This window comes from Nitrobacter winogradskyi (assembly GCF_006539545.1).
GTDB lineage: Bacteria > Pseudomonadota > Alphaproteobacteria > Rhizobiales > Xanthobacteraceae > Nitrobacter > Nitrobacter winogradskyi_A.
This window is the reverse complement of record NZ_BJNF01000087.1, coordinates 18,052-40,639: the sequence shown is the minus strand read 5'-3', so window position 1 is coordinate 40,639 and position 22,588 is coordinate 18,052. Positions and strand designations below refer to the sequence as shown.

The following is a 22,588-nucleotide window of genomic DNA, read 5'->3' as shown; positions in this document are numbered from 1 at the left end:
GGGAGCGTCGACGACGAGCTTTCCGGCGCGGGTGGCGCAGCAGCAGGCGTGGATTGATCCAGAGGCGCGGCCGCGGCCGCATCAGATGAAGGCGACCCCTCCCCGGACGACGCATCAGACGCCCCCTCGGGAGACGTCGACGCCGGCGGTTGCGATGCCGCAGCCCCAGCCGACCCGTCAGTGGCCGACGGAGTAGAGACCGACGGAGCAGAGGCAGACGGAGCAGAACTCGCCGGCACCGACGAGGCAGCCGCAGCCGACGCGCTCCCGGAAGGCGCAGCCGATCCCGCAGAAGACGGCGACGGTGACGCCGCCTGGTGCTGGGCGAGAACCGTTGTCGATGGAACGAGGACAGCCAATAACGCTGCAAACGTAAGATGGATCGTCGCCTTCGCAAGTCTCACAATCATGCTCTTTGTTCCGGATATCTGTTGGCTTGCCAGCGCTATCATTTTGCCCCTTAAACTGCTGCCCAAAGGTAAGCAGAAACCGCACGGCATTCCATGGCAGCGCAGCCGGGAGCTTTTTCAATAGCCGCTCAAGGACGAAGGCTTTCGAAGAAGAGTCACTCCATACGCCGCAAGATGAAAGCCTCGAAAGTGGCTTGTCAGAGTAAAACGATAGTCCCCGCTCAGATCGGCCGAAACAGCCTGCTCATAATCATGGCCGGCCGCACTCCATTGTTCCTGATCGTTCATAGCGGCAATCATCCGATCCAAGCCACGCTCGACACTGATGATCCTCGAACCACCAAACGGTTGCTTTCGATGAGAAGCAGGAGTCGAGAACAACAAGCCGAGAGCAACAAAAGGATAAGGCCGTGACGAATCTGTCGATCGTCCTCAGGAGGCAGAAATGATAAGGACACCTCTTACTGCTTTAGTCCCTCTCCAATATCGAATGCGGCGGCATTTCGCTACGTTGAGCAGTTAAGAATCCTTCTAGATTATTGCGTACCCTGGCCGACACGATCGTTATAGCGATCGGAACCAAGCGATTATCTCCAGATGATCCATCGGGGCGTGAAACGTCCGCTTGGAGGACTCGCTGAAAACGAAAGCCGAAATTTTGAACCGGCACCCTACGTACGCAGTCCCGCTTGCCGGATCGACGCCGGCGAAATCGCACTGATATCCCGGCAGCCGGTGAGCACCATGGTCGCTTCCAGCTCGGCATGCAGGATGCGCAGCACATGGGCAACGCCGACCGCGCCCGCCGCGGCCAGCCCGTGAACGAAGGCGCGGCCGATCAGCACCGCGCTGGCGCCGAGCGCCAGCGCCTTGAAGACATCGCTGCCGCGCCGGATGCCGCCGTCGAGCAGGATCGGCACGCGGCCGGATACGGCGCCCGCAATCTCCGACAGCACCTCGATGGTCGCGGGCTGACCGTCGAGCACCCGCCCGCCGTGGTTGGAGACGATGAGACCGTCGGCGCCGGCCACGAGAGCCCGCTCGGCGTCCTCCGCCGTCATGATGCCCTTGAGCACCAGCGGCAGCTTGGTCGCTTCGCGCAGATTCTCGATGTCGCGCCAGGTCGCGGCCCTGGTTATCAGCGGACTGTCGAACAGCGCCTCGCCGGTGGCTCGCGGCAACGGCATCAGGCCGCGCAGATTGACCGGCTCTACGCCACCCGGGAAAGCGAAGCCCATGCGCTGTTCGCGATTACGCAGGCCGCTAATCGGCGCATCGACGCTCACCACCAGCGCGCGAATGCCTGCGGCTTCCGCGCGGCGCACGAGACGAAGCGTGAAATCGCGGTCGTGCTGGATATAGAGCTGAAACCACAGCGGCGTCTGCGCCTCCTGTGCGATGTCCTCCAGAGCGACGCTCGCCTGCGTGCTGACCACCATCGCCATCCGCATCGCCGAAGCGCCGAGCACGGTGGCGAGTTCGCCATCCGGATATGCGAGCTTCTGGTAGGCGACAGGCGCAAGCAGGATCGGCGCGCGCAGCCGCGTGCCAAACAACTCGCAGGTCGTGTTTCCGTTTGTGAGATCGCGCAGCACCCGTGTGCGCAAGTGCAGACGAGCGAACGCCGCGCGATTCTCCCGCGCGGTCAACTCGTCGGCCGCGCCGCCGTCGAGATAGGCCCAAGCTCCGGGCGAAACGCGTTCACGCGCCAGCACCTCGTAGTCGGCAACCGCCGCGACCGTCGGCGGAATCTGCGTGAGCTTCGCAAGCGGCGTGGTCATCGTCGTGTTATAGCGTTTTCGAGCGAAGTGGATACCGGTTCGCGTGAACAAAACGCGTTAAATCAAAATCATAGAGCCCGCTTCTGACTTGACCGGAAGCGGAGAGGCTTTAGGTCTGGCTCCATTCGCGCAACAGGTTGTGATAGAGCCCCGTCAGGCGGGCGACCGCCGGCTGCTCGGGGCTGTCCTGCGCCAGCGCCTGAATGGTATTGTCGAGTTCGAACAGCAGCGCGCGGCGCGAGTGTTCGCGCACCAGGCTCTGCGTCCAGAAAAATGCCGCGAGCCGCGCGCCACGGGTGACCGGCGTTACCTGATGAAAGGTGCTGGCAGGATAGAGGATCATCTGTCCCGCCGGCAGCTTGAACTGGTGCCGGGCGAACTCGCCCTGGATAATCAGTTCACCGCCGTCATAATCGTCGGGGTCGCTGAGGAATAGCGTGGAGGAAAGGTCACCGCGGATTCGCGCACCCGCGCCAGGCACGGAGAAGATCGCGTTGTCGATGTGATCGCCGTAGCTGCCGCCGCCGGTGTAGCGGTTGAAACGTGGCGGCAACACCTTCAACGGCAGCGCCGCAGCGATAAAATGACTGATCTTGCCGAGGCGCTCCAACAGAAACTCGGACAACTGCTGCCCCAGCGGATCGTCGTGCGACAACTGCTCATTGGCCTTGGCGCGGACCGCGACATGGCCCGCGGTGGCGCGGCCGTCCTGCCATTGCGCCTGCCCGAGCAACTCGCGGAAACGCTTCAGCTCGTCCGGAGTCAGCACGTCCGAAATGACCTGGATCATCGTCTGTATCCTTTCCCGGCAGCCTCGCCCCCGCCTTACCCTTCTGGCTGAACCTTAAAAGCACTCGAGCGAGATGAGGAAAAAGTGTGTAGCGGCTTTCCGTCCGCATCCCGCTATAGTCCCGCGTTGCGGCCTCACCATAGCCCCAGCCAGGACCATGTAAGCTTAGAGCCTCTCGCAATCGGGTAGCACGATCTTTCGTCCGGCAAAGAAAAAACACCCCGGCGACGGCGCCGGGGCGTTCAAAGGATTTCTCAGAATCAGGTTCGAGGCATCAGAACCTGAAGCTGGTGCTCACGCGGTAGTTACGCGACGGGCCAAGCAGAGCACGGGGAGCGGCCCAGTTGGAAGACATCGCGTATCGGTTGTCAGCCACGTTATCGATGTTGAACCGGACGATGACATCCTTGTGAATCTCATAAGACGCCATCAAATCGACCACGGTATAAGCCGGCAACTGGCCATACTTGCCGTTAGGGATGATACGGATCGCGGTGTCCGGCCGGCCCAGATAGGATGTACCCACATACCGAATGCCGCCGCCAATCGTGAGGTTGGTCATCGGAACATGATAGGTGGTCCACAGATTGGCGGTGGCGCGCGGCGTGAACGCCAATGCGTCGCCGTTGGTCGAGGTCCACGGGCCGCCTACACCCGGACCCGCGGCGAAATCTGCAGGATTCGCGGTGCGGCGAACGAGGTCGAGATAAGCGCTGTGCTCGCGCCTGCTATCCATGAAAGCGGCGCCGCCGAACACGTTCCAGTTTTCGGTGAGAGCTCCGGTGATGCTCAGTTCGACACCCTGTACGATCTGCTTTCCGAAGCCCTTCAGGCTGTCGACGTCTCCGGGGATCGATGGGTCAATACCTGTGATGGGCGCGTTGACCTTCTCGGTGCGGAACAGGGCGGCGGCGACCATCAACCGCTTGTTGAAGAAATCCACCTTGCTGCCCAGTTCATAGTTATGGAAGCGCACCGGAGGGGCTCCTGGCACGAGACCGGGAAAGGCGTTACCGCCTTCGCGTGAAATATCCTCGTTGGAGAGATAGGAACCCGGCGGAAGATGCGAAACGCCGAACGAGCCATAGATGCTGGCGTTTCGCACCGGCTTATAGACCAGGCCGATCTTGCCGTTCAGCGTGGTACGGGTGTCGTTGAAATTTCCGAGGCCGGGCGCTGGCGCACCGGCGACGGTGCGACTGTCGATATCGACCTTGTAATGCTCAGCGCGCAACCCGCCCGTGAGCTGCCACTGCTCGGAGAGCTTGATGGTGTCGTAGAAGTAAGCGGCGGCGGTGGATACACTGGCGCGATTGGTTTGCGTGGGGTTAAACGGCAAAGCACCGGCCCGATCTGGATTCGGATCGAACACGTTGGTTGGCCCGGGGTTTGCGGTAGCAAACCGGTTAGCGTCGGACGTTTCGTGGTTGAACTCGATGCCTGTCGCGATCTTATGATTGAACGGACCGGTGTCGACGTCGATGGTCATGTTGGTGATGTTGCTGACCGTCTGGTTGCGCCGCCCGTAGAACCACGTGGCGGTCGGCACGGTAGCCGGCGCGGTGAAGCCGGTCGGCAAGGTGTAGCGCGTGGTGCGATCGACCTGCGCCCATACCGTCTGGTTGCTGATCGTGATGCGCCGGGTGATGTCGTATTCGAAACGGCCGAGCACGCGGTCGGCGTCCACGTTGTCGAAGTCCGAACGCAGGCCGTAGAATGCGTTGCGCCGAACGCCTATCGTTGCAGGATTAAAAGTCACGAGACCAGGAACGGTCGCCCCCGGCACGCCCCAATCCGGACGATCCCGCCTCGACAGGTGCTCGAGAGCGATGAACGCGCGGAAATCGGTGCCGAGACCCAGGGCGACCGACGGCGCAACGCCCCAGGCCTTGTTTTCAGCCAGGTCACGGCCGGGAATTCCGCTCTGTTCCAGCATGGCGTTGAAACGCACGGCCGTGTTGGGCGCGACGATGTAGTTGAGATCGACGGTGCCACGCTTTTGCGGCTGGTTTCCGTATTCGGAGAAACCGGAGAAGGTATCGAACTGAGTGAAGTTCTGCAGCGACGGCAGCTTGGTGACCATATTGATATAGCCGCCGGCATTACCGCGGCCGTTATCCGCCGCGGCACCCTTGAACACCTCGACGCGGTCCACATTGAATATGTCCCGCGTATAGCTGCCGTTCGAGCGCACATTGTCGATGAAGAGGCTGCCGCTGGCATCGAAGCCGCGCATCTGGAAGGTATTGCCCGAGGTGCCGAAACCGTTTTCGCCGCCTTCGAATGAGATGCCCGGCGTGGTGCGCAACACCTCAGTGAGATTGCGTGCGCCGGTCTGGCGGATAACCGCCTGCGGTACGACCGTCACGGATTGCGGTGTATCGAGCAAAGGTGCGGTCTGCCGCGGTGAAGAGGCCGTCGGAACATAGTATGCGCCTTCACCACCGGTCGGGGCCCCGCCTTCCCCTTCGACGTTGATGGTATCGAGGGCAATAGCGCTTGTTTGAGATGATTGCGCCGACGCGGGCTGAGCGATCGCGGTCAGCGACATCGCAAGCCCGGCTGTTAAAGCCAGATGAGAAATCGACGAATAAAGCTGCACCTCAAGCTTCTTGGTCATAACCCTAGAGCCCCCAAATCAATGTAGTCCCAATGTGTATGGGTGCTGTTTCTAGTGGAAACGAAAACCATGTATTGTAGAACGTATCTAAGATCAGGCGCGAACCTCAGCATTGATGCTGTTTTCTACATCGCCTCGCCACGGGAAAGCCTCAAAAAGTTCTATTTTTTCAACGCGACAGTTTCAAAACGATTTCCCTCCTGCTACCCATCGTCGCACATGCTGCTCTGCAGCGGATTCGCTTTGCAGATCGGGGACGCTTTTCGCCTCTCCATTGGAGCTTTCGAACGAATCCGATACCGATTCGCGCGAAGAAATCGCATTAAATCAATATCATAGAGCCTTGCTTCTAATTCTGTCAGAAGCGGAATAGCTCAAGCTATCCCATCGTCGTTGACCTGAAGGGGCGTCGTCCATCATCGGTGTCAAGTCCGCTCCGGCTCACGCAACCCTGCCCCGGCAACCCTTCGCATGAGAGGCTGACCCGCCTTTAGTCGCGCCGATTCCACCACATTGTCGCAGAAATCGAATTCATCCGACGCCAGCACAATGATCGTCGATCCGTGCTCGAACCAACCGAGTTCGTCGCCCTTGCGAACTCTCGCATCGCAGGAAAAAACCGTGGGCCCCCTGGTTTGAGCGTTGAGGGTGGCATCGATGAAGTGCAGCCGGATGCTCGCGACCAGGATCGCCGCCACCGGCACCAGGGTCAGCGCCTCGCCGGTTATCAGCCGCGCCTGAAGCACCGCCCGTTCGTTCTTGCAGAACAGCCGCTCGACCCGCTTCAATGCGATCGGGTTCACGTTCCATACGTCGCCGTGAATGAACGTGACCCGATCGATCCGGCAGTCGTGCGGCGCATGAAAGCGATGGTACATGCTCGACGTCAGCCGCAGGGTGATGAAGCGGCCATTCCGGTGAGCCTCGACCAGCGCCGGATCGCCAAGCAGGTCCAGGAGCGAATAAGGCGCGCCCTTGATCTGAAAAAGCTCCGTATCCGCCACCTTCCCGAACGCCCCGATGATGGCGTCGCAGGGGCTGACCACAATAGCGGGATCAGGGTCCGGCAGGCGCGATCCCGGAAGCAACTCCCGCGTAAAACAATCATGCAGGCTCTTGAAGCTGGCTTTGCGTGCTTCGCTCAGGTCGAGATCGGAGAACAGACGCCAGCACGCGATCGAGAGATCCCGGATCAGGGGCTGCTCGATCTTGCCAAACCATCCCATGAACCGGGTCAGCATGGCTCGCGGAATCCGGTTGGTCAGCAGGAAATTCAGATCCTCCTGCTCGGTCAGGGCCGCAATCAGCTTTCTCATTGTCATGAACCTGTCAGAGGGGTTGGATAGCGCTGGCGGCATGGACCTGCCTTTTCCGATTCTGGCCCTGTCCGCCGCCGCGATTGGCGGCGCAGCAGCGGCCCTTCCCAAACTGAACGCCCGGCTGGCGCTTTCGCGGGCCAAGCACCGCTCGCTGTCCGGTCATTCCAGATTGTCCAGAACGGTTGCCCGGCTGCTGCCGTTCTACGAATTCGATCACGACGACTTCTTCGGCTCCGACGGCGCGCCGCCGGAAATCGTCAAGCAACGAAGCGACGCTTTCTTCCGACTCGCCCGCCTGTATGAGGAACGCTACGCCAAGGGCCGACGGATGACCGCGGAGGTTTCGAGCCGGATCTCCGACCTGCAGTTCACCGAGACCTATCGGGTGCCCTTTCAGTACAGCCGGATGGTACGCGAGCATCTTTCGACCGGCGCCTTCATGCAGTCCTCGTGCGGCGTCACCGTCACCGACGTCGACGGCAATGTCTTCTACGACGTGGCCGGCTCCTACGGCGTCAACATCTTCGGCAACGATTTCTACAAGGACTGCATCGCGGCGGCGGAAAAGCGCGCGCATGATCTGGGTCCCGTGCTTGGACCCTATCACCCCGTGATTGCGGACAATGTTCGCCGGCTCTGCGAAATCTCCGGTCTTGACGAAGTCTCGTTTCACATGTCCGGCACCGAAGCCGTGATGCAGGCGGTTCGGCTCGCCCGCTATCATACGCGCCGATCGCATCTGGTCCGCTTCGCCGGGGCCTATCACGGCTGGTGGGGCGACGTGCAACCCGGCGTGGGCAACCCGATGCCACCGCACGAGACCTATACTCTTGCCGACATGTCGGAGCGGACGCTCCATGTCCTGAAGACGCGGCGCGACATCGCCTGCGTTCTGGTGAACCCCTTGCAGGCGCTTCATCCCAACGCCGGCGCGCCGGCTGATTCCGCGCTGGTCGACAGTTCCCGCAAAAGCCGGTTCGACCGCGCCGCCTACAGCGAATGGCTGAGACGGCTGCGCGAGATCTGCACCGAGCGGGGCATCGTGCTGATTTTCGACGAGGTTTTCGTCGGCTTCCGACTCGCCGCCGGCGGCGCACAGGAATATTTCGGCGTCCGCGCCGACATGGTGACCTATGGCAAGAGCCTCGCCGGCGGCCTTCCCGTCGGTGCGGTCTGCGGCCGCAAGGATCTGATGCGACGATTCCGCGACGATCGGCCCGCCGACGTCTGCTTCGCCCGTGGCACCTTCAATTCGCATCCTTACGTCATGGCGGCGATGGACGAATTCCTGAGCCGGCTCGCCGCTCCGGGCTTCCACGCAATCTATGACGGTCTCGATGAGACCTGGAACGGACGCGCGAAACAGCTGAACGACCTGCTGAGCGCACGCGACCTTCCGGTGCAGGTAGGCAACCTGTCGTCGATCTGGACGGTGCACTACACCGAGCCGTCCCGCTACAACTGGATGCTTCAATATTATCTGCGAGCCGAAGGGCTCGCCCTGAGTTGGGTCGGCACCGGCCGTCTGATCTTCAGCCTGAATTACAGCGACGCCGACTTTGCCGCGGTCGCTGAACGCTTCGTGACAGCGGCCGACAATATGAAAAGGGATGGCTGGTGGTGGCGCGATCCCTCGCTCACCAACAAAAGCGTGCGCCGGCAAATCCTGAAGGAGATGATCACGCGAAGACGGCCGCGGTGAGCCGGCGGCCGTCTTGCGGAGCATTTTCAGTTCGAGCGCGCTTTGCGCGTCTGAACCTGTCCAAGGCCCGGATCGATCAACTCGCCCTTCATCAGATACAGCGGCGCCTTGTAGTATAGTTTGAGATCGTGGAAAGGGTCGGTCAGGATCTTGGTCATCCAAACGAGGCCGGTCTCAACATCGCGAATGAAGAACAGATGAACCGTTCGGAACAGCACGCCGCCGATTCCGATCGCCAGCCACACCTTGGCGACCTGACGCATGAAATCAGCGGGAGAGGCCCATGGCGTAAAGACACCGAACAGTGTCGGATCGAGGAAGAGAACCAGCGGTGACAGCGCCCAGATGGCCATGAGCACAATCTTCCGATTCAGATTATAGCCGACCTTGATTTCTTCCTTGTGATCATGGGTCGCATGATTGCCATGGTCATAGCCTTTCGGCTCGAAGAAAAAATGACCAGCCTGCCTTGTGGTCATGGAGAACAACCAGCCGATCAGTGCGGCGGCAACCGGATCGACAAACAATAACGCATACGCAACGAGAAAGCTGAAGGCGCTGACAAAATGCAGGCTCTGGTTAATCCGGCTGTGATGATAGTAACGATGATCATCCCACCGTTGAGTGCGCAATTGCTCTCGAAAGCTCATCATTCATTCCCTGCCCAGAATAAGGTCCATTCGGTTTAAAAGGATTCGATGTACGCAAGATGACATTATGCAAATGTCACAAGGCGCGCCGCGACGGAGCGCTCGCGCGGACCTCGACCGCCTTGTCATGTTTTCGAGCGAAGCATGTCCTCGGGCTTGACCCGAGGATGGAATCCGGCTCGCGTCAGGAAAACGCGTCAGATCAAAGGTTCGAGCCTTTCATCACATCCGTGAGACGGGAAAGACTCGAAGTCAGGCGGCAGCCGCGATCGCGGCTTTCCGAATCCGGAGCAGAGAGAAGTGGCCGAGCGGCGGTATCGGCCGGTTCTCCACCAATTCCATTTCGCCTGTCGTTGCCAGCCATTGCGCATAACGCGACCAGGTAAACTCGGCTGTCCGAAAACCAAGCGGACGCACCACCGGCTGCAACCGGCGCTCGACAAAACGGCGCAGCCCGGCATCGGCGCTGATCCGGGTCAGGATGATCAGTTCACCGCCCGGCCGCAGGACGCGACTGAACTCGTCAAGGGCCGCTTCCGGATTCGGCACCGCTGTCACGACATACTGCGCCATCACCACATCGAACGAATTGTCCGGAAATTCGAGCTTCTCCGCGTCCATGACGGCGAGATCCTCGACGTTCTTCAGGCCGAGAGCCTTGACCCTGCGTTTCGCCTTCCGCAACATCGCTTCCGAAATGTCGGTACCGAAGATGCGAAGATGCGGTGCATATTGCGGCAACGAGATTCCCGTGCCGACGCCGACCTCGAGTACGCGCCCGCCAACCCTGCTGGTCGCCTGAATAGCCGCCTTGCGGCCCTTGCTGAACACGCCGCCAAACACGAAGTCGTAAACCGGAGCCCAGCGGTCATAGGCCTGCTCGACCGTCGCGCGGTCGAAGTCCAACTGCTCGCCATCATCCAGCTTGAGGATTTCCGTCATGGTAACTTCACTCTTCCTTTTTCGCGCCGGGTTAACCTTGCGCAACGCCTTGCGTCATCAGGCCACCGCGAAGCTGTAATGAACGGCTCGGCTGCAACGCGCTGAGGTTGCCGATGAACTGCCTTGCGCAATTCTCCCATGAGTATTGCAAGGCGAAACTCCTGCAGGCTTCACGTGATATGCTGAGTGCGCGGATGCAGGCGCTTCTCAGGTTCATATCCAGTGCACCGACCGGATGATCGGCGATCACATCGAGAGGACCGGTCACCGGGAACGCGGCGACGGGCGTGCCGCACGCCAACGCTTCGAGTTGCACGATACCGAACGTGTCCGTCAGGCTTGGAAAAACAAAAACGTCCGCCGCCGCCAGATGCGCGCTGAGTTCGCGGCCAGTCTTCTCGCCCAAAAAACTGGCTTTCGGATACCGGCTTTCCAGCTCCGCCTTTTGCGGTCCGTCGCCAATCACCACCTTGGACCCCGGCAGATTCAGCGAAAGGAACGCCTCCAGGTTCTTCTCGACCGCGACACGACCTACGGTCATGAAAACCGGTCTAGGCAGATCAAGCTCGAACGCATGATCGGGCGTGAACAGTTCGGTATCGACCCCTCGCGTCCAGGACCCGAGCCTTTTGAAGCCTCTCGCGCCGAGCTCCCGCCTGAGCGAGGATGTGGCGACCATCGTCATGGCGCTGGCCGCATGAAATCGCCGAAGCACCGCATAGCTCACCGACATCGGGATGATCGACCGTGTCGACATCGGGATGATCGAACGCGTCGACATCGGGATGATCGAACGCGCGGCAATGTATTCAGGGAAGCGTGTTGTATAGGATGTCGTAAAGGGCAGCTTTCGACGACGGCAATACCCTCGCACCATCCACCCGATCGGCCCCTCGGTCGCGATGTGAATGGCATCCGGTGACGCCGCTTCGATCCTGCGGGCGATCTCGCCGCGGTTTGGGAAGGCTATTCTCAATCCCGGATAGGTCGGGAGAGCCATCGACGGAAATCCTTCCGGAGTCAGAAACTCGATCTCGGCACCCAACGCCGCCGCGCTGCGGGCCAGGGACGTCAATGTGCGGACCACGCCGTTGACCTGCGGATGCCAGGCATCGGTCGCAACCAGAACTCGCATCAGGCTCCTCGCATTCTCTGATTCTCAATTCCACGACGTTGGTCCACCGATATTTCAGGCGTATGACGTGGCGATGAATGGGCGGCCTCGTTCCAGGCCGGCCCTGCCAAAGCGAAGCTCTGGAGTCTGGTTCAATCGCGCTGAATCAGGGCGGCCCAGGCGAGTGATGGCCGCCAGCAACACTTTCCGCGTAACCTTCTCCTGATTGACGCCCCTCAGAGAGTGAGGAGGTAAGCCACAAGCGCATCCTTGTCCTGTTGGTTCAGTTTGGTGCCCAGGACGAGGTTGAAAAACTCCACGGTATCGGCAAGCGTCAGAAGGCGCCCGTCATGTAGATAGGGCGGAGAATCCTTGATGCCGCGCAACGTGAAGGTCTTGATCGGGCCATCCGGGATGGCGACCATGTCATTGATGGTCTGGCGAACCTTGTAGAAGCGTTCGAGCTTCAGGTCGTGCATGTTGTTGTCCGTGAAGGAGGTCGCCGGGATGTGGCATTCAGCGCAGCGGCCTTTGCCCATAAACACCTGCTCGCCGCGCAACTCCTGTTCGGTGGCTTTCTTCGGATCGAGCCGCCCCGACGGATCGAGTTTCGGGGCGGGCGGAAAATCGATGATGTTCTGCATCTGCGCCATCATCGCGACCTGATTGGCGCGATCCGGCAGATGCATGCCTTTTCGCGCCGCGCTGACGTGATCGCCGTTGAAGTATGCGGTGTGCTGTTCAAACTGGGTGAAATCCTCAATCGAACGGAGCGACCGCTTCGAGCCGTGGATCTGCTGGTTGTACATGCCGCGCAGGCTGGTGGTATCAAGCCGGAAGCGCTCCGCCTGCGGGCGGATGTCCGGCGTCAGGTGAAACGCAGCGTTGGTGTGGAAGTTCGCGTGACAGTCCAGGCAGGTGACGCCGAGGCTCGGCTGCGCGACTTTCCGGTCTTCCGTCTGGTTGAACTCTTCCTGCGGAAACGGCGTGAGCAGCAGGCGGAGGCCTTCCATCTGAACCGGCGTAATGATGCCGTTCAGGTACTCGTAGAAATTCCTGATCGTCAAAACATCGCCGCGTGATACGTCGCCGAGCTCCGGATGCGTCGTGAGGAAGATCGGCGGCGGGAACTCCGGCGTCAGGTGGCCGGGCAGGTCGAAATCGATGTCAAAGCGCCGGAGGTCGCGCTGTTCGTCATGGGCAATTTTTCGGATCTGATCGTCCGGGAAGACCTGCCCCCCGGTGGCCTGCTTGACGTGCGGCAGCGGCATAAATCCCTTCGGCAGCAGATCCTTGTCTCGAACTTCGTTCGGTTCCTTTCCGGCAAGGCTGTCCCATGTAACGCCTTGGGGAAGCTTGACCCGCACGCCCTGCTGAACCGCCTTTCGACCACCCGACATCATGACGCCCGCGACAGGACGATCCGCCAGATCGTATCGCTGCTCCAGCAGCGCCCGCTGCCGCTCCATGACGGACGGCTTCTGCGCTTCGTCATTCTCCTTCACCGTCGAGAACGGCTGGGTCGGCAAGGGACGATAGGTCGAATCGGGCGGCAATGGATCGGAGTTGGCGGCGAATGCCGAAACCAAAGCGGCGGCGATCACTGTGGCGAGTCCGATTGCGGTTTTCATGGGCATGGCCGTTTCCCGGGAAGTTTGAAACCTCACAACTCGCGATGCAGCACTTGGTTGCAACGGGAAGCCGTCCGGTTGCGAAGTTGACGGCTGGAGGCGGAAGCATGCCGGTGTGCTCGACAGTCTCGGGAATGCCCGGCATCCGCGATTGCCAGTCTCGTCAACACTTACGGAAAGACGTGGCACACATGGCAGATCGACAAGAACTCGGCCCTGCAGGTCGGCATTCCCCAACTGATAATGGGCTTCCTAGCCGATGGTCAGTTGAAGCCCGAGATGATCCAGAGTCGGGACAAGGAACTGGGGATCAGGACGGCCGATGTGAAGAAAGCCCGCGCCGATCTCGCCGGATCAGCGCCGCAACTATGGGTGAAACACGGTTTCCTCCTCCCTGCCTTACACTTTTCATCTTGCCGCCTTGCTGATGCCAAACGGGCAGCGTCTTTCTCGATATCTGCAGACCAGCCGGAATCCGGCCGTCCAACACGCAACCTGGAACTCCGATGTTATTCAGATCGCAACCCGCGGGTTCTCAGGCCGATCCGCACGAGGCTATCGTCGCGCAGCTTCGCGACCTGGCGCCACGGATCAAGCATGAGCCGTCTCAGCTTGAAGGGATGTCTCCATCGCTGGAATCCTTTCCGCCGATAGGCGAGCCGTCGTTCCAGGCCGCGCCGTCGAACGACAACGCCGCCGCGCTCCACGATGCCCCCCGCGCCCGGTCCCGTCGCGGCGTCGTAACCGTTCTGTTGGCTATCTGTATCGGCATTGGCGGAGCTGCGGCGTGGCATTCCTATGGTGAACAGGCCAAACAGGGTCTTGCGCAACTCGTCCCGCAGCTTCTGATGGAGACTCCTGTCCCTCCACAGAATGAAAACGCGGGTGAAGCGCAGGATACGGCGGCAACTCAAGCAGCCACACCTCAACCTCAACCCACCGCCGAAGCGAATCCCCCGCAGGAGACCGCGACGATCGCACCCGAGCCGCCGTCACCGTCCACCGATTCCATCACGACGGCGACGCAGGCTCCGCCAGTTCAAGCCGCGCTTCCGGCCGAACTTGCTCAATCGCTTGAGACGATGGCGAACGATATCGCCGCGCTAAAAAGTACGGTCGAAGATTTGAAGGCCGGCCAGCAGCAACTGCGCCGAGAACTCGCAGCAGCCGTAGAGCGTGAAGCTCACCCCAAACCCGTGCAACAACGAGCAAAGCCTGCTTCGCCACAGCGACCACGCACCTCGCCTCAAGCGGCGGTTCCGCCCTCTCCTTCTCGTCCGTCCCCTTCGCCGCCGGAGGCGACCGAAAGGCAACTACCGCCCCCGCAACGTGACGCCTATATTGCCTCGCAAGCGCCCGTACCCGCCCGGCTTCCGCCACGGCCGGGCGACGACAGCGCTCCCCGACCGCCGATGCCGTTGCGTTAAATACGCAAGCCAGAGAGCCGGGAGCGGCATGACGCCCCCTGGCGAATGCACCGAATAGCTCCTCTCTCTGACCGTGCGCATACCAGTAGGGCTGCGGAACCCACCTCTCAGCAGAACGTTACAGACAGCTAGCCTGTCGATGACGCTTGGCGTCTGACCCTTGGTATCTGACACTTGGTATCTGACCCTTGGCGTTGGCGCGGACCTCTGGAAAGGCATAATCCTGAAAAGCAGAACCTTGAAAGGAGAATGAGATGAAGTGGCATCCACCGAGGTTTGCGGAAATCAGCTGCGGCATGGAAATCAATAGCTACGCTCCGGCTGACGGGCGCGCGCCGGTTCGGCTCTAAGGCCCCAAGACGCCGCGGAAGGCGGCGCGGGAGATCGACAGCCCATGCGTTTTGTCGTGCTTGGCGCCGCTGCTGGCGGAGGCCTGCCGCAGTGGAACTGTGGCTGCCAGAACTGCGCGATGGCGCGCTCCTTAGGCTTGCGCCCTCAGACACAATCATCGCTGGCAGTCAGCCTGGATGGATTGAACTGGGCGATTCTGAACGCCTCTCCCGATATCCGTCAGCAGATCAACGACAATGCGCAGCTTCATCCGCGTGGCCCGCGCGTTACGCCGATCATGAGCGTGGTCCTCACCAATGGCGACCTCGACCATATCGTCGGCCTGTTGACGCTGCGTGAAAGGCAGCCATTTCAGATATTCCTGACCGGGGCGATTGCCGGCATCCTCGATTCCAATCCCGTCTTCCGTGTGCTCGATCTGGACACCGTGCAGCGCAAGCTGGTTGTTCTGAATAAGAGCTTTCCGCTGCTGCCGGGGCTGGATGCGTCGTTGTTCGCGGTGCCCGGCAAGGTGGCGCTTTTCATGGAGGACGAGGATGCGACAATCGGGGGTGAAAGTGAGCATGTGACAGGTGTTGCGCTGTCCGCCGGCGGCCTGAGAGCTTTCTACATTCCGGGATGCGCTCACCTCACGGAATCGCTGGCAACCAGGATTCGCGGTGCGGACATCGTCTTTTTCGACGGCACGCTCTTCACCGACGACGAAATGATCCGCACCCGAACGGGGACGAAGACCGGGCGGCGCATGGGACACATGCCCATCAGCGGCGAAGGCGGCAGCCTCAAGGTTCTGGCGGGACTCGATATCGGGCGGATCGTCTACATTCACATCAACAACACCAATCCCATCTGGCGGGACGGACCGGAGCGCGATCTGGTTCTGCGGCATGGTTTCGAAGTCGGCTGCGACGGCGCCGGGATTTCCCTTGCACCCCGCTCCTGACAGAAACGCGTTCGAAGCCCGCCTCAGGGCGATCGGCGCCGAGCGCTATCACGACAAGCACGTGTTCCACCGGATGCTGCATGGCGGGCAATGCACCCTGACCCAGGTGCGCGCCTGGGTGATCAACCGATACTATTATCAGAGCCGGATCCCGATGAAGGATGCAGCTTTCATGTCGCGGGTAGATGATCCCGGACTGCGCCGCGCCTGGCGCAGGCGCATCGAGGAACATGACGGCGGCCTTCAGGAAGGCGGAGGACTGAGGCGTTGGCTGAAACTGGCGGAAGCCACAGGACTCGATCCCGATTACGTCGCTTCGACCCGAGGCGTTCTTCCCGGGACGCGCTTCGCGGTCGATGCCTATGTGTCTTTCGTCCGGGAGAAGCCGATGCTTGAGGCTGTCGCCTCATCGCTGACGGAGATGTTCGCGCGGGCCATCCATGAGGATCGCATCGCCGGTCTTCTGGAGCATTACGCCTTTGCCAACGACAATGCCCTGTCCTATTTCCGTCAACGTCTGAAAGAAGCGCCGCGCGAGGTTGAATTCGGTCTGTCCTATGTTCTCGACAATGCCGACACGATGGAGAAGCAGGATGCCGCGGCAGCGGCGTTGATCTTCAAGACCGACGTGCTGTGGTCCCAGCTCGACGCGCTACATTTCGCCTATGTCGCGCCGGGGTTCATCCCTCCGGGCGCGTGGAACGGCCGCGACGGCGTCAGCGCGGATGAAGGCGAGATCGCCCAGGCCGAAAGGACTTCAGGTCATGATACCGAACACTGCGATGCCGGAGATTGACGGCGGCACCGTCGTGCATCTGGCGCGGGGCGTCCGGCTGCGGGAAGACATGGTTCGAAACCAGACCGTGCTTCTGGCGCCGGAGCGCGCGATCGCGCTCGATGAGATCGCAGTCGCGATCATAAAGGAGATCGATGGCCATCGGAATCTGGATCGGATCGCCGATGATCTCTCCCGCCGGTTCGAGGCGCCGAAAGAACAGATTCTCCAGGACATCATTCCCTTCATCCGCGAATTCATCAACCGGCGGACGATGGAGATCGTCGGATGACCCTCCCCGCAAAAGAGACAGGACAAGTCGCGACCCCGCCTCCGATCGCGATGCTTGCCGAACTCACCCATCGCTGTCCGCTCGCTTGTCCCTACTGTTCCAATCCTCTGGAACTGGCACGGGCGAACGAGGAATTGTCGACGAGCGAGTGGATCGAAACCTTTCGGCAGGCCGCCGCTCTTGGCGTTCTTCATCTGCATCTGTCCGGTGGAGAGCCGGCCTCGCGGCGCGACCTGATCGATCTGACGAAGGCTGCCGTATCCCTGGGCCTCTACACCAACCTGATAACGTCCGGCATCGGTTTGACGGAAGCGCGCGTCGACAAGCTCTCGGCCGCGGGACTGGATCACGTGCAACTGTCTATTCAGGGGACGAGAGCGCCCAGCGCCGATCATGTTTCCGGCTGCGACGGTGGCCATGCACGCAAATTGTCCGTCGCCGGCTGGCTGCGCGACGCCGGCATTCCGCTGACCCTCAATGCGGTCTGCCATCGCCGGAACATGGGAGAGATCGAGGATATCATATCTCTCGCAATCGAACTCGGCGCGCGCCGGGTCGAAATCGCGACGGTCCAATTCCACGGATGGGCTATGCTCAATCAGAAGGCTTTGATGCCGACGATGGATCAGGTCGCCAAGGCTACGAGCATCGTGGAGACGATGCGCGCGCGCCTCGAAGGCGTGCTTGTGATCGACTACGTTCCTGCCGATTACTACGCGACATATCCGAAGGCTTGCATGGGCGGCTGGGGCCGCGCCGGATTCAATGTCACGCCTTCGGGTCGGGTCTTACCATGCCACGCCGCCGAAACCATCAAGCATCTCGCCTTTGATAACGTCCGGGCGCGCCCCCTCGGCGAGATCTGGTACAATGGCGGCGCCTTCAACGCCTTTCGTGGCGACGGCTGGATGCCGGAGCCTTGCAGAAGCTGCGAGCGCAAGGACATCGACTTCGGCGGATGCAGGTGTCAGGCCATGGCGCTTGCCGGCGATGCTTCCGCGACCGATCCGGTTTGTCGCAAGTCGCCGCACCGGAAGGCTGTCGACCGACGCATCATCGATGACACCGAGGTCAATGACACCGAGGTCCGTGACATCGAAGTCAGCGACATCGAGACGCCGCGCCCGCCGTTCCGCTATCGCGGAAACGGGACTCTTCGATCTTGATCTGGTCACGCGTCAGCCCCGCCGTGCCTTCTCGATCGCGGCGACGTCGATTTTCTTCATGGTCATCATCGCACTGAACGCGCGTTTTGCTTCGTCGCCACCGGCAGCCATCGCTTCAGTGAGCGCGCGCGGCGTGATCTGCCAGGAGATGCCCCATTTGTCCTTGCACCAGCCGCACGCGCTTTCCTGACCGCCATTGCCGACGATGGCGTTCCAGTAGCGGTCGGTCTCTTCCTGATCGTCGGTGGCGATCTGGAATGAGAAGGCCTCATTGTGCTTGAACGCGGGACCGCCATTGAGACCGAGACAGGGTATGCCGGCAACGGTGAATTCGACCGTCAGCACGTCGCCCGCCTTGCCAGACGGATAGTCGGTGGGGGCATGATAAACTGCGCTCACCGAACTGTCAGGAAAAGTCTCGGCGTAGAAGCGGGCCGCAGCCTCGGCATCCCTGTCATACCACAGGCAGATCGTATTCTTGGCAGTAGCCATCACTCGTCCTTTAGCTGTTCGTCGGCCAGTTCCGCTCGTGAAACCAGGTCCGGTATTTCGACAACATCTTCTCGCGCTGCGCTTGCGGCGCGTGCCGCTTGCATGTGGCTGCCTCATCGCCGCCTTCCGGCGCGCCCCACCTTACCTCGGCGCAGTCGTTCGGGTTATAGGCCATCTCGAAGTGCGGCGCCCGTTCGACAACTTCCTTGAGCGAAAGCGTCCATTGCGAGCCGTCACTGCGCGTATAGGATATTTTCCGCGAGGCAAGCTCGGAGGCAAGAACGCCTTGCAGTTCGCTTTTCACGTCCGCGATGCTCTTGCCGCCCGGCATCGCGTAACGCGACGCCCGCCGAATTACCCGATCGGGGAATCCCCGCACGACATCGATCGCGATCAGCAAACGGAAATCGCGCGCCGGAGTGGAGTAATCCTCCCAGGCTCCGGTCGTGCCGAAGATCGCGGAGCCGTTGGGCATAGCTACCTCTCCAGCATGCTTGTTCTGATACTGTCGTCCGTTCTCGACCGCGGTCACCCGCGTCTTCACCTGCTCGTTCAGGCTTTCGATAGCGTCTGTCATCGCTTTCACGGGATCGAGCGGTTCCGGCGACATCACGTCGTCCATGCGATCGTAAAAATCCTCGGCGCTCATCTTTGATTGATCGAGCGAAAAATCAGCATACTGGGGATTGCTGGTGATTTCGGCGTTGACCAGCCGCCGCAACGCGCCGCTCTTGCCACGCACGATCGGCCGAAAGCGTTTGAAGCCCGGGCTGCCCAGCGCGGGGTCGTGCACGAACAGGAAATTGCCGCGCCAGAAACGCTTTCGTGTGATCGAGCCGTCCGGCTCCGCATCGACGGCGAGGAACACGCCCGGCTTGCCGTTCTTTTCCGGCACGCGATGCACGAGCATCAGCACATGCCCGTAGGGGTCGGCGTACACCGTGCCCGGGCGAAGCGCTTCCTGGGTCAGCGCGACAGTGTAGAAATCGGTGTTATCGTCGCTCGCGGCGGCGCGAACGGCGCCCGTATGCACGACGTCCCCGACATCCCGCAGATACTCGTTGAACGTCGTCGGCCGTTTTGGCCGTGCCTTGGGCGGAGCCGCGGACATCTCGGCCGGAGCCGGTTGCAGCGAGGCAAAGGGCTGCAGCAGCGCAGGCGCTTGTCCGGGCGGCGTGGCGCTGGAGGTCGCAGCCGACGCGGCTTCCTGTTCTGGCGGCGGCTGCGGACGCGTCATCTCGGGGTGCTCCATGTCAAACCATTGGTAGCACTTGGGCGCCTTGCCGCGGGCGCCACGCGAGCAATTGGCGTAGCCGAAGGGTAGCCCCATCTTGTAGGCAAAATAGGCGCGCAGGAAGTACACGAAATCAGCACAGTCGGGGCGAAGGCCCGTCCGCTTGTTATCTTCCCCGCGACCTAGATAGTTGAACAGGAAATTGCGTGATCGGTTCTGCAGGACCTCATGCCAGGCTTTCCAGGACAGATCCTGATCGGGGGGCGCGTCAAACAGTTTCTCGATCCACGCGGAAAACAAGGATTCGGTCACGTGATCCCAGCTATTGCGCACCTGCCAGAACGCACCCGACGGAATGGGCGGTGGGTTTGGCTTGCGCGCGCTCACGGAGATATCGCGTGTGATCGTGCGGCAATCCGCCGTTGCATTGTCGAGCGTCAAGGTGGCGCGCCACACACCGGCGGCAGGCTGAGCAACCTCGGCGAACCAGGAGTACGGCGCGCTGCCGTGCCGGTCAGACGATCTGGCCGCGACGCTTCCATCCGGCGCGACCAGCGAGATCACGCCCTGGAGCGGCTTCTCGGTCATAATCATGACGCGCAGCGGCGTCCCCTTCCAAGGCGCAAACGGCGAGGGCAGGACCGAGAACCCGACTGCCTGCTCACACGGGCTTGTCGTCGCTTCGGCCGGTGGGCTTATCGCCGCGAAAATGAACGCAGCCACTACTCCTGCAGCAAACCGGCTGGTGGGGCGCATCCTGGCAACCTTTCTATAGCGTTCTCGAGCGAAGCATGTTCCCTGGACCCGACTCGAGGACGGCACCGTTTCGCGTGAAGAAAACATGCCAGAACAACAGTCTCAAGCTTCACGTCTCATTCAAGCAGAAGCGGAGCTTGAGAGGAACCGGGAACTGGACGCGGTCCCGCCCGATCCCCGGCCGTGAATGGCGACGTTCATGGCTCGTCATATCAAGCCTCCACGCTTCATCGCGATCCCTTTGAGATCAGCGCCCCCAGCCGGCAAAGCATCAAAGCCGCGGCCGACATGCTGGACAACTAAGGACCAGAATTGTCAGGCAAACCGCCGTAGACCTGCAAAAAAGGCGCGGCAGCCTTCTCAGGGCTAGAGCGGGATGAGGAAAAGTGTGTAGCGGTTCTCCACCCGCATCCCGCGTCTCAAAATATGGACTCGATCACGTTTATGATTTTGGATCGATTCGATCCAAAAACCACCGTGATCAGTTGCCGCATGATTACCGAAGGCGCTCAGCATGTCGAAGATGGCTGGCGATGCAGCGACGTGCAACCAAATCTCTGTTGTGATTCGCTGCTAAGAGGGAAATCTATCTGAAAAACGGGGGAGGAAACTGAAAGCAGGGAGTGCCGTAAACGTTGAGGGGACGCGGCAAATGGACAAGCCAGATGCCGCAGGCCGTTTCCGCTAATGCAACCACTCGTTTCCGCTCGGTCCTAATTAATCCGAGGCACCAACTGTTGGGAGGAGAACACCGGCAATTCGGGATATACCGCTGCCTTGTTCAACCGCAAGGTATTCACCTCGCCAATAGGCGAGTGATGAGTCCCCTTCCGAGGCCGCCAAATGAACAACGCGGCCAAGCGCGATAACGTGAGAATGACGCTCGATGGTTTCTTCCAGTTCGCAGGCGATGGCAACCAGCGCATCCTTGAGCAGCGGCACGCCAAGCGCATCCGTTGTCCACGAACTGCCGACGAAGCGCGCCGCTCCCTTATGCCCGTCCTTGCCGGTAAATCGTTCAGCAATACCGGCCTGGCCGCCGGTCAGAATATTGACGCCAAAGGCGCCATATCGCAGGAGCAACGGCAATGTTGACGCTTTTCGGTTGATGGCGACGGTCAAGGTTGCAGGCTCGATTGCCAGCGAGGTGACCGACGTAACCGTCATACCCGAAATGTCGTCACCACGTCCGGCCGTAATGACGCTGACGCCACCTGCCAGATGACGCATGGCGTTACGGAACTCGCCTGACCCGACCTCGCGTCCCCGCGAAATGTCTCGAACAGCTAGATTCATGATGGCCTCGAATGAAAAATGATCCGCCCCGTTCCATCAAGCATCGGCCGACCGATCCTCTTTCAACAGTTCCTGCAGGATCGACCCCTCGAGCGCGGCGAGATCGGCGGAGCCGCGACGGCGTGGCCGCGCAATATTGATCTCGACATCGTGGGCGATCCACCCCTGCTCGATCACAAGCACCCGATCAGCCAGCGCTACCGCCTCAGAGACATCGTGCGTGACGAGAATAGCGGTGAATGCCTGATCGCTCCAGACTCGCTCAAGCAGGCGCTGCATCGAGATGCGCGTCAAGGCATCGAGCGCACCGAGCGGCTCGTCGAGCGCAAGCACGCGCGGACGGCTGACCAGAGCGCGGGCCAGCGCGACACGCTGCTTCTGCCCGCCCGACAGGATCCTGGGCCATTGCGCGCGTTTGTCGTGCAGCCCGACCTCGGTCAACGCCTGCTCGGCGCGCACCTTCGCGTCATGTCGTACGCGCTGGCGGCCCAAGCCGACCTCGACGTTTGCCGCTACCGTCGCCCACGGCAGCAAACGCGGTTCCTGGAACATCACGCGGACATCTTCCGCGCGGACGTTCTCGCCGAAGCTGATGGAGCCTGCGGTTGCCGGCTCGAGACCGGCGATCAGCCGCAGCAAGGTGCTCTTGCCGCAACCGCTGCGCCCGACGATAGCAACAAACTGGCCCGCCGGAATATGGAGATCGATCCCGCGCAGCACATGGTTCTCACCAAACGATTTTCGCAGATCCCGAATGGTGAGGGCAAGTCCGCCAGGCCTGGGTTCGAGTTTCGGATCGGCCGCGCGGCGCGCTTTCCGCGCCTGCTCGATGAGTTTGGCCGGGGGCACGAAGTCAACGTCCGGGGGAAACACACGAAGGGATAATTGCATGGTCGC

Annotated in this window: 22 protein-coding genes; 10 read left to right on the top strand and 12 right to left on the bottom strand. The window is 61.0% G+C overall.

The genetic code is table 11. From position 1 onward, the window contains the following. Both NWI01_RS19390 and NWI01_RS19045 read left to right on the top strand, forming a co-directional pair. Positions 1–196 (top strand): hypothetical protein (locus NWI01_RS19390; protein WP_210242978.1); only part of this gene is annotated, 196 nt, incomplete at its 5' end. Continuing rightward, on the top strand, positions 181–534 hold the full coding sequence (locus NWI01_RS19045; RefSeq protein ID WP_181410515.1) for a hypothetical protein: 354 nt from the start codon (positions 181–183) through the stop codon (positions 532–534). The genes NWI01_RS19390 and NWI01_RS19045, both read left to right, overlap by 16 nt. Positions 535–1,081: 547 nt before the next feature. On the opposite strand, the gene NWI01_RS15235 is transcribed toward NWI01_RS19045, so the two are convergent. From NWI01_RS15235 to asd, 4 genes are all read right to left on the bottom strand, one after another. Next, positions 1,082–2,191 carry an alpha-hydroxy acid oxidase gene (locus tag NWI01_RS15235; RefSeq protein WP_141384831.1) on the bottom strand — a complete coding sequence of 370 codons (1,110 nt, stop codon included), beginning with the start codon at positions 2,189–2,191 and terminating at the stop codon, positions 1,082–1,084. Between the two features lie 109 nt (positions 2,192–2,300). After that, complete coding sequence (locus tag NWI01_RS15230) at positions 2,301–2,981, bottom strand: Fe2+-dependent dioxygenase (RefSeq protein WP_141384830.1); 681 nt, start codon at positions 2,979–2,981, stop codon at positions 2,301–2,303. Positions 2,982–3,255: 274 nt separating this feature from the next. Continuing rightward, entirely contained in the window at positions 3,256–5,601 is a 2,346-nt protein-coding gene (locus NWI01_RS15225) for a TonB-dependent receptor (protein WP_141384829.1), read from the bottom strand. A 425-nt stretch (positions 5,602–6,026) separates the two neighbouring features. Then, entirely contained in the window at positions 6,027–6,923 is an 897-nt protein-coding gene (gene asd / locus NWI01_RS15220; RefSeq protein WP_141384828.1) for an archaetidylserine decarboxylase, read from the bottom strand. Between the two features lie 34 nt (positions 6,924–6,957). Here asd and NWI01_RS15215 point away from each other — a divergent pair, with 34 nt between their 5' ends. Beyond that, a complete protein-coding gene (locus NWI01_RS15215) occupies positions 6,958–8,622 on the top strand; it encodes an aminotransferase class III-fold pyridoxal phosphate-dependent enzyme (protein WP_141384827.1) in 1,665 nt (554 codons plus the stop codon). 26 nt (positions 8,623–8,648) lie between these two features. Here the strand turns inward: NWI01_RS15215 and NWI01_RS15210 are convergent, their stop codons facing one another. From NWI01_RS15210 to NWI01_RS15195, 4 genes are all read right to left on the bottom strand, one after another. Then, entirely contained in the window at positions 8,649–9,275 is a 627-nt protein-coding gene (locus NWI01_RS15210; protein ID WP_011314019.1) for a membrane protein, read from the bottom strand. 249 nt (positions 9,276–9,524) lie between these two features. Further along, positions 9,525–10,214, bottom strand: a complete 690-nt coding sequence (locus NWI01_RS15205) for a class I SAM-dependent methyltransferase (RefSeq protein WP_141384826.1) — start codon at positions 10,212–10,214, stop codon at positions 9,525–9,527. Between the two features lie 31 nt (positions 10,215–10,245). After that, complete coding sequence (locus NWI01_RS15200; RefSeq protein WP_141384825.1) at positions 10,246–11,349, bottom strand: glycosyltransferase family 4 protein; 1,104 nt, start codon at positions 11,347–11,349, stop codon at positions 10,246–10,248. Positions 11,350–11,564: 215 nt separating this feature from the next. After that, the gene (locus tag NWI01_RS15195) at positions 11,565–12,965 is read right to left on the bottom strand and encodes a cytochrome B6 (RefSeq protein ID WP_141384824.1); all 1,401 of its coding nucleotides are present in this window, start codon (positions 12,963–12,965) and stop codon (positions 11,565–11,567) included. 87 nt (positions 12,966–13,052) lie between these two features. Here NWI01_RS15195 and NWI01_RS20340 point away from each other — a divergent pair, with 87 nt between their 5' ends. The 7 genes from NWI01_RS20340 (at position 13,053) to pqqE (ending at position 17,913) form a co-directional block, all read left to right on the top strand. After that, positions 13,053–13,613, top strand: coding sequence for a DUF1264 domain-containing protein (locus tag NWI01_RS20340; RefSeq protein ID WP_141384835.1), 561 nt, complete (start codon positions 13,053–13,055; stop codon positions 13,611–13,613). Then, the gene (locus tag NWI01_RS19380; RefSeq protein ID WP_367399572.1) at positions 13,517–14,386 is read left to right on the top strand and encodes a hypothetical protein; all 870 of its coding nucleotides are present in this window, start codon (positions 13,517–13,519) and stop codon (positions 14,384–14,386) included. Before NWI01_RS20340 ends, NWI01_RS19380 begins: the two co-directional genes overlap by 97 nt. A 254-nt stretch (positions 14,387–14,640) precedes the next feature. Continuing rightward, positions 14,641–14,736 carry a pyrroloquinoline quinone precursor peptide PqqA gene (pqqA, locus tag NWI01_RS15185; protein ID WP_141384823.1) on the top strand — a complete coding sequence of 32 codons (96 nt, stop codon included), beginning with the start codon at positions 14,641–14,643 and terminating at the stop codon, positions 14,734–14,736. A 44-nt stretch (positions 14,737–14,780) separates the two neighbouring features. Further along, positions 14,781–15,680 (top strand): pyrroloquinoline quinone biosynthesis protein PqqB, encoded by a 900-nt coding sequence (gene pqqB / locus NWI01_RS15180; RefSeq protein ID WP_141384822.1) that lies wholly within the window; start codon positions 14,781–14,783, stop codon positions 15,678–15,680. Then, positions 15,664–16,476, top strand: a complete 813-nt coding sequence (gene pqqC, locus NWI01_RS15175; protein ID WP_141384834.1) for a pyrroloquinoline-quinone synthase PqqC — start codon at positions 15,664–15,666, stop codon at positions 16,474–16,476. Before pqqB ends, pqqC begins: the two co-directional genes overlap by 17 nt. Beyond that, entirely contained in the window at positions 16,463–16,747 is a 285-nt protein-coding gene (gene pqqD / locus NWI01_RS15170; protein ID WP_244613800.1) for a pyrroloquinoline quinone biosynthesis peptide chaperone PqqD, read from the top strand. The genes pqqC and pqqD overlap by 14 nt, the downstream gene beginning before the upstream one ends. After that, positions 16,744–17,913 carry a pyrroloquinoline quinone biosynthesis protein PqqE gene (pqqE, locus tag NWI01_RS15165; RefSeq protein WP_141384820.1) on the top strand — a complete coding sequence of 390 codons (1,170 nt, stop codon included), beginning with the start codon at positions 16,744–16,746 and terminating at the stop codon, positions 17,911–17,913. Before pqqD ends, pqqE begins: the two co-directional genes overlap by 4 nt. 12 nt (positions 17,914–17,925) lie before the next feature. On the opposite strand, the gene NWI01_RS15160 is transcribed toward pqqE, so the two are convergent. The 4 genes from NWI01_RS15160 to NWI01_RS15145 all read right to left on the bottom strand — a co-directional run bounded on the left by NWI01_RS15160 (position 17,926) and on the right by NWI01_RS15145 (position 22,582). Further along, on the bottom strand, positions 17,926–18,405 hold the full coding sequence (locus NWI01_RS15160) for a VOC family protein (protein WP_141384819.1): 480 nt from the start codon (positions 18,403–18,405) through the stop codon (positions 17,926–17,928). Positions 18,406–18,415: 10 nt separating this feature from the next. Beyond that, a complete protein-coding gene (locus tag NWI01_RS15155; RefSeq protein ID WP_141384818.1) occupies positions 18,416–20,395 on the bottom strand; it encodes a hypothetical protein in 1,980 nt (659 codons plus the stop codon). Positions 20,396–21,112: 717 nt separating this feature from the next. Further along, on the bottom strand, positions 21,113–21,691 hold the full coding sequence (locus NWI01_RS15150; RefSeq protein ID WP_141384817.1) for a flavin reductase family protein: 579 nt from the start codon (positions 21,689–21,691) through the stop codon (positions 21,113–21,115). Between the two features lie 36 nt (positions 21,692–21,727). After that, complete coding sequence (locus NWI01_RS15145; RefSeq protein WP_141384816.1) at positions 21,728–22,582, bottom strand: ATP-binding cassette domain-containing protein; 855 nt, start codon at positions 22,580–22,582, stop codon at positions 21,728–21,730. Positions 22,583–22,588 lie beyond the last annotated feature (6 nt).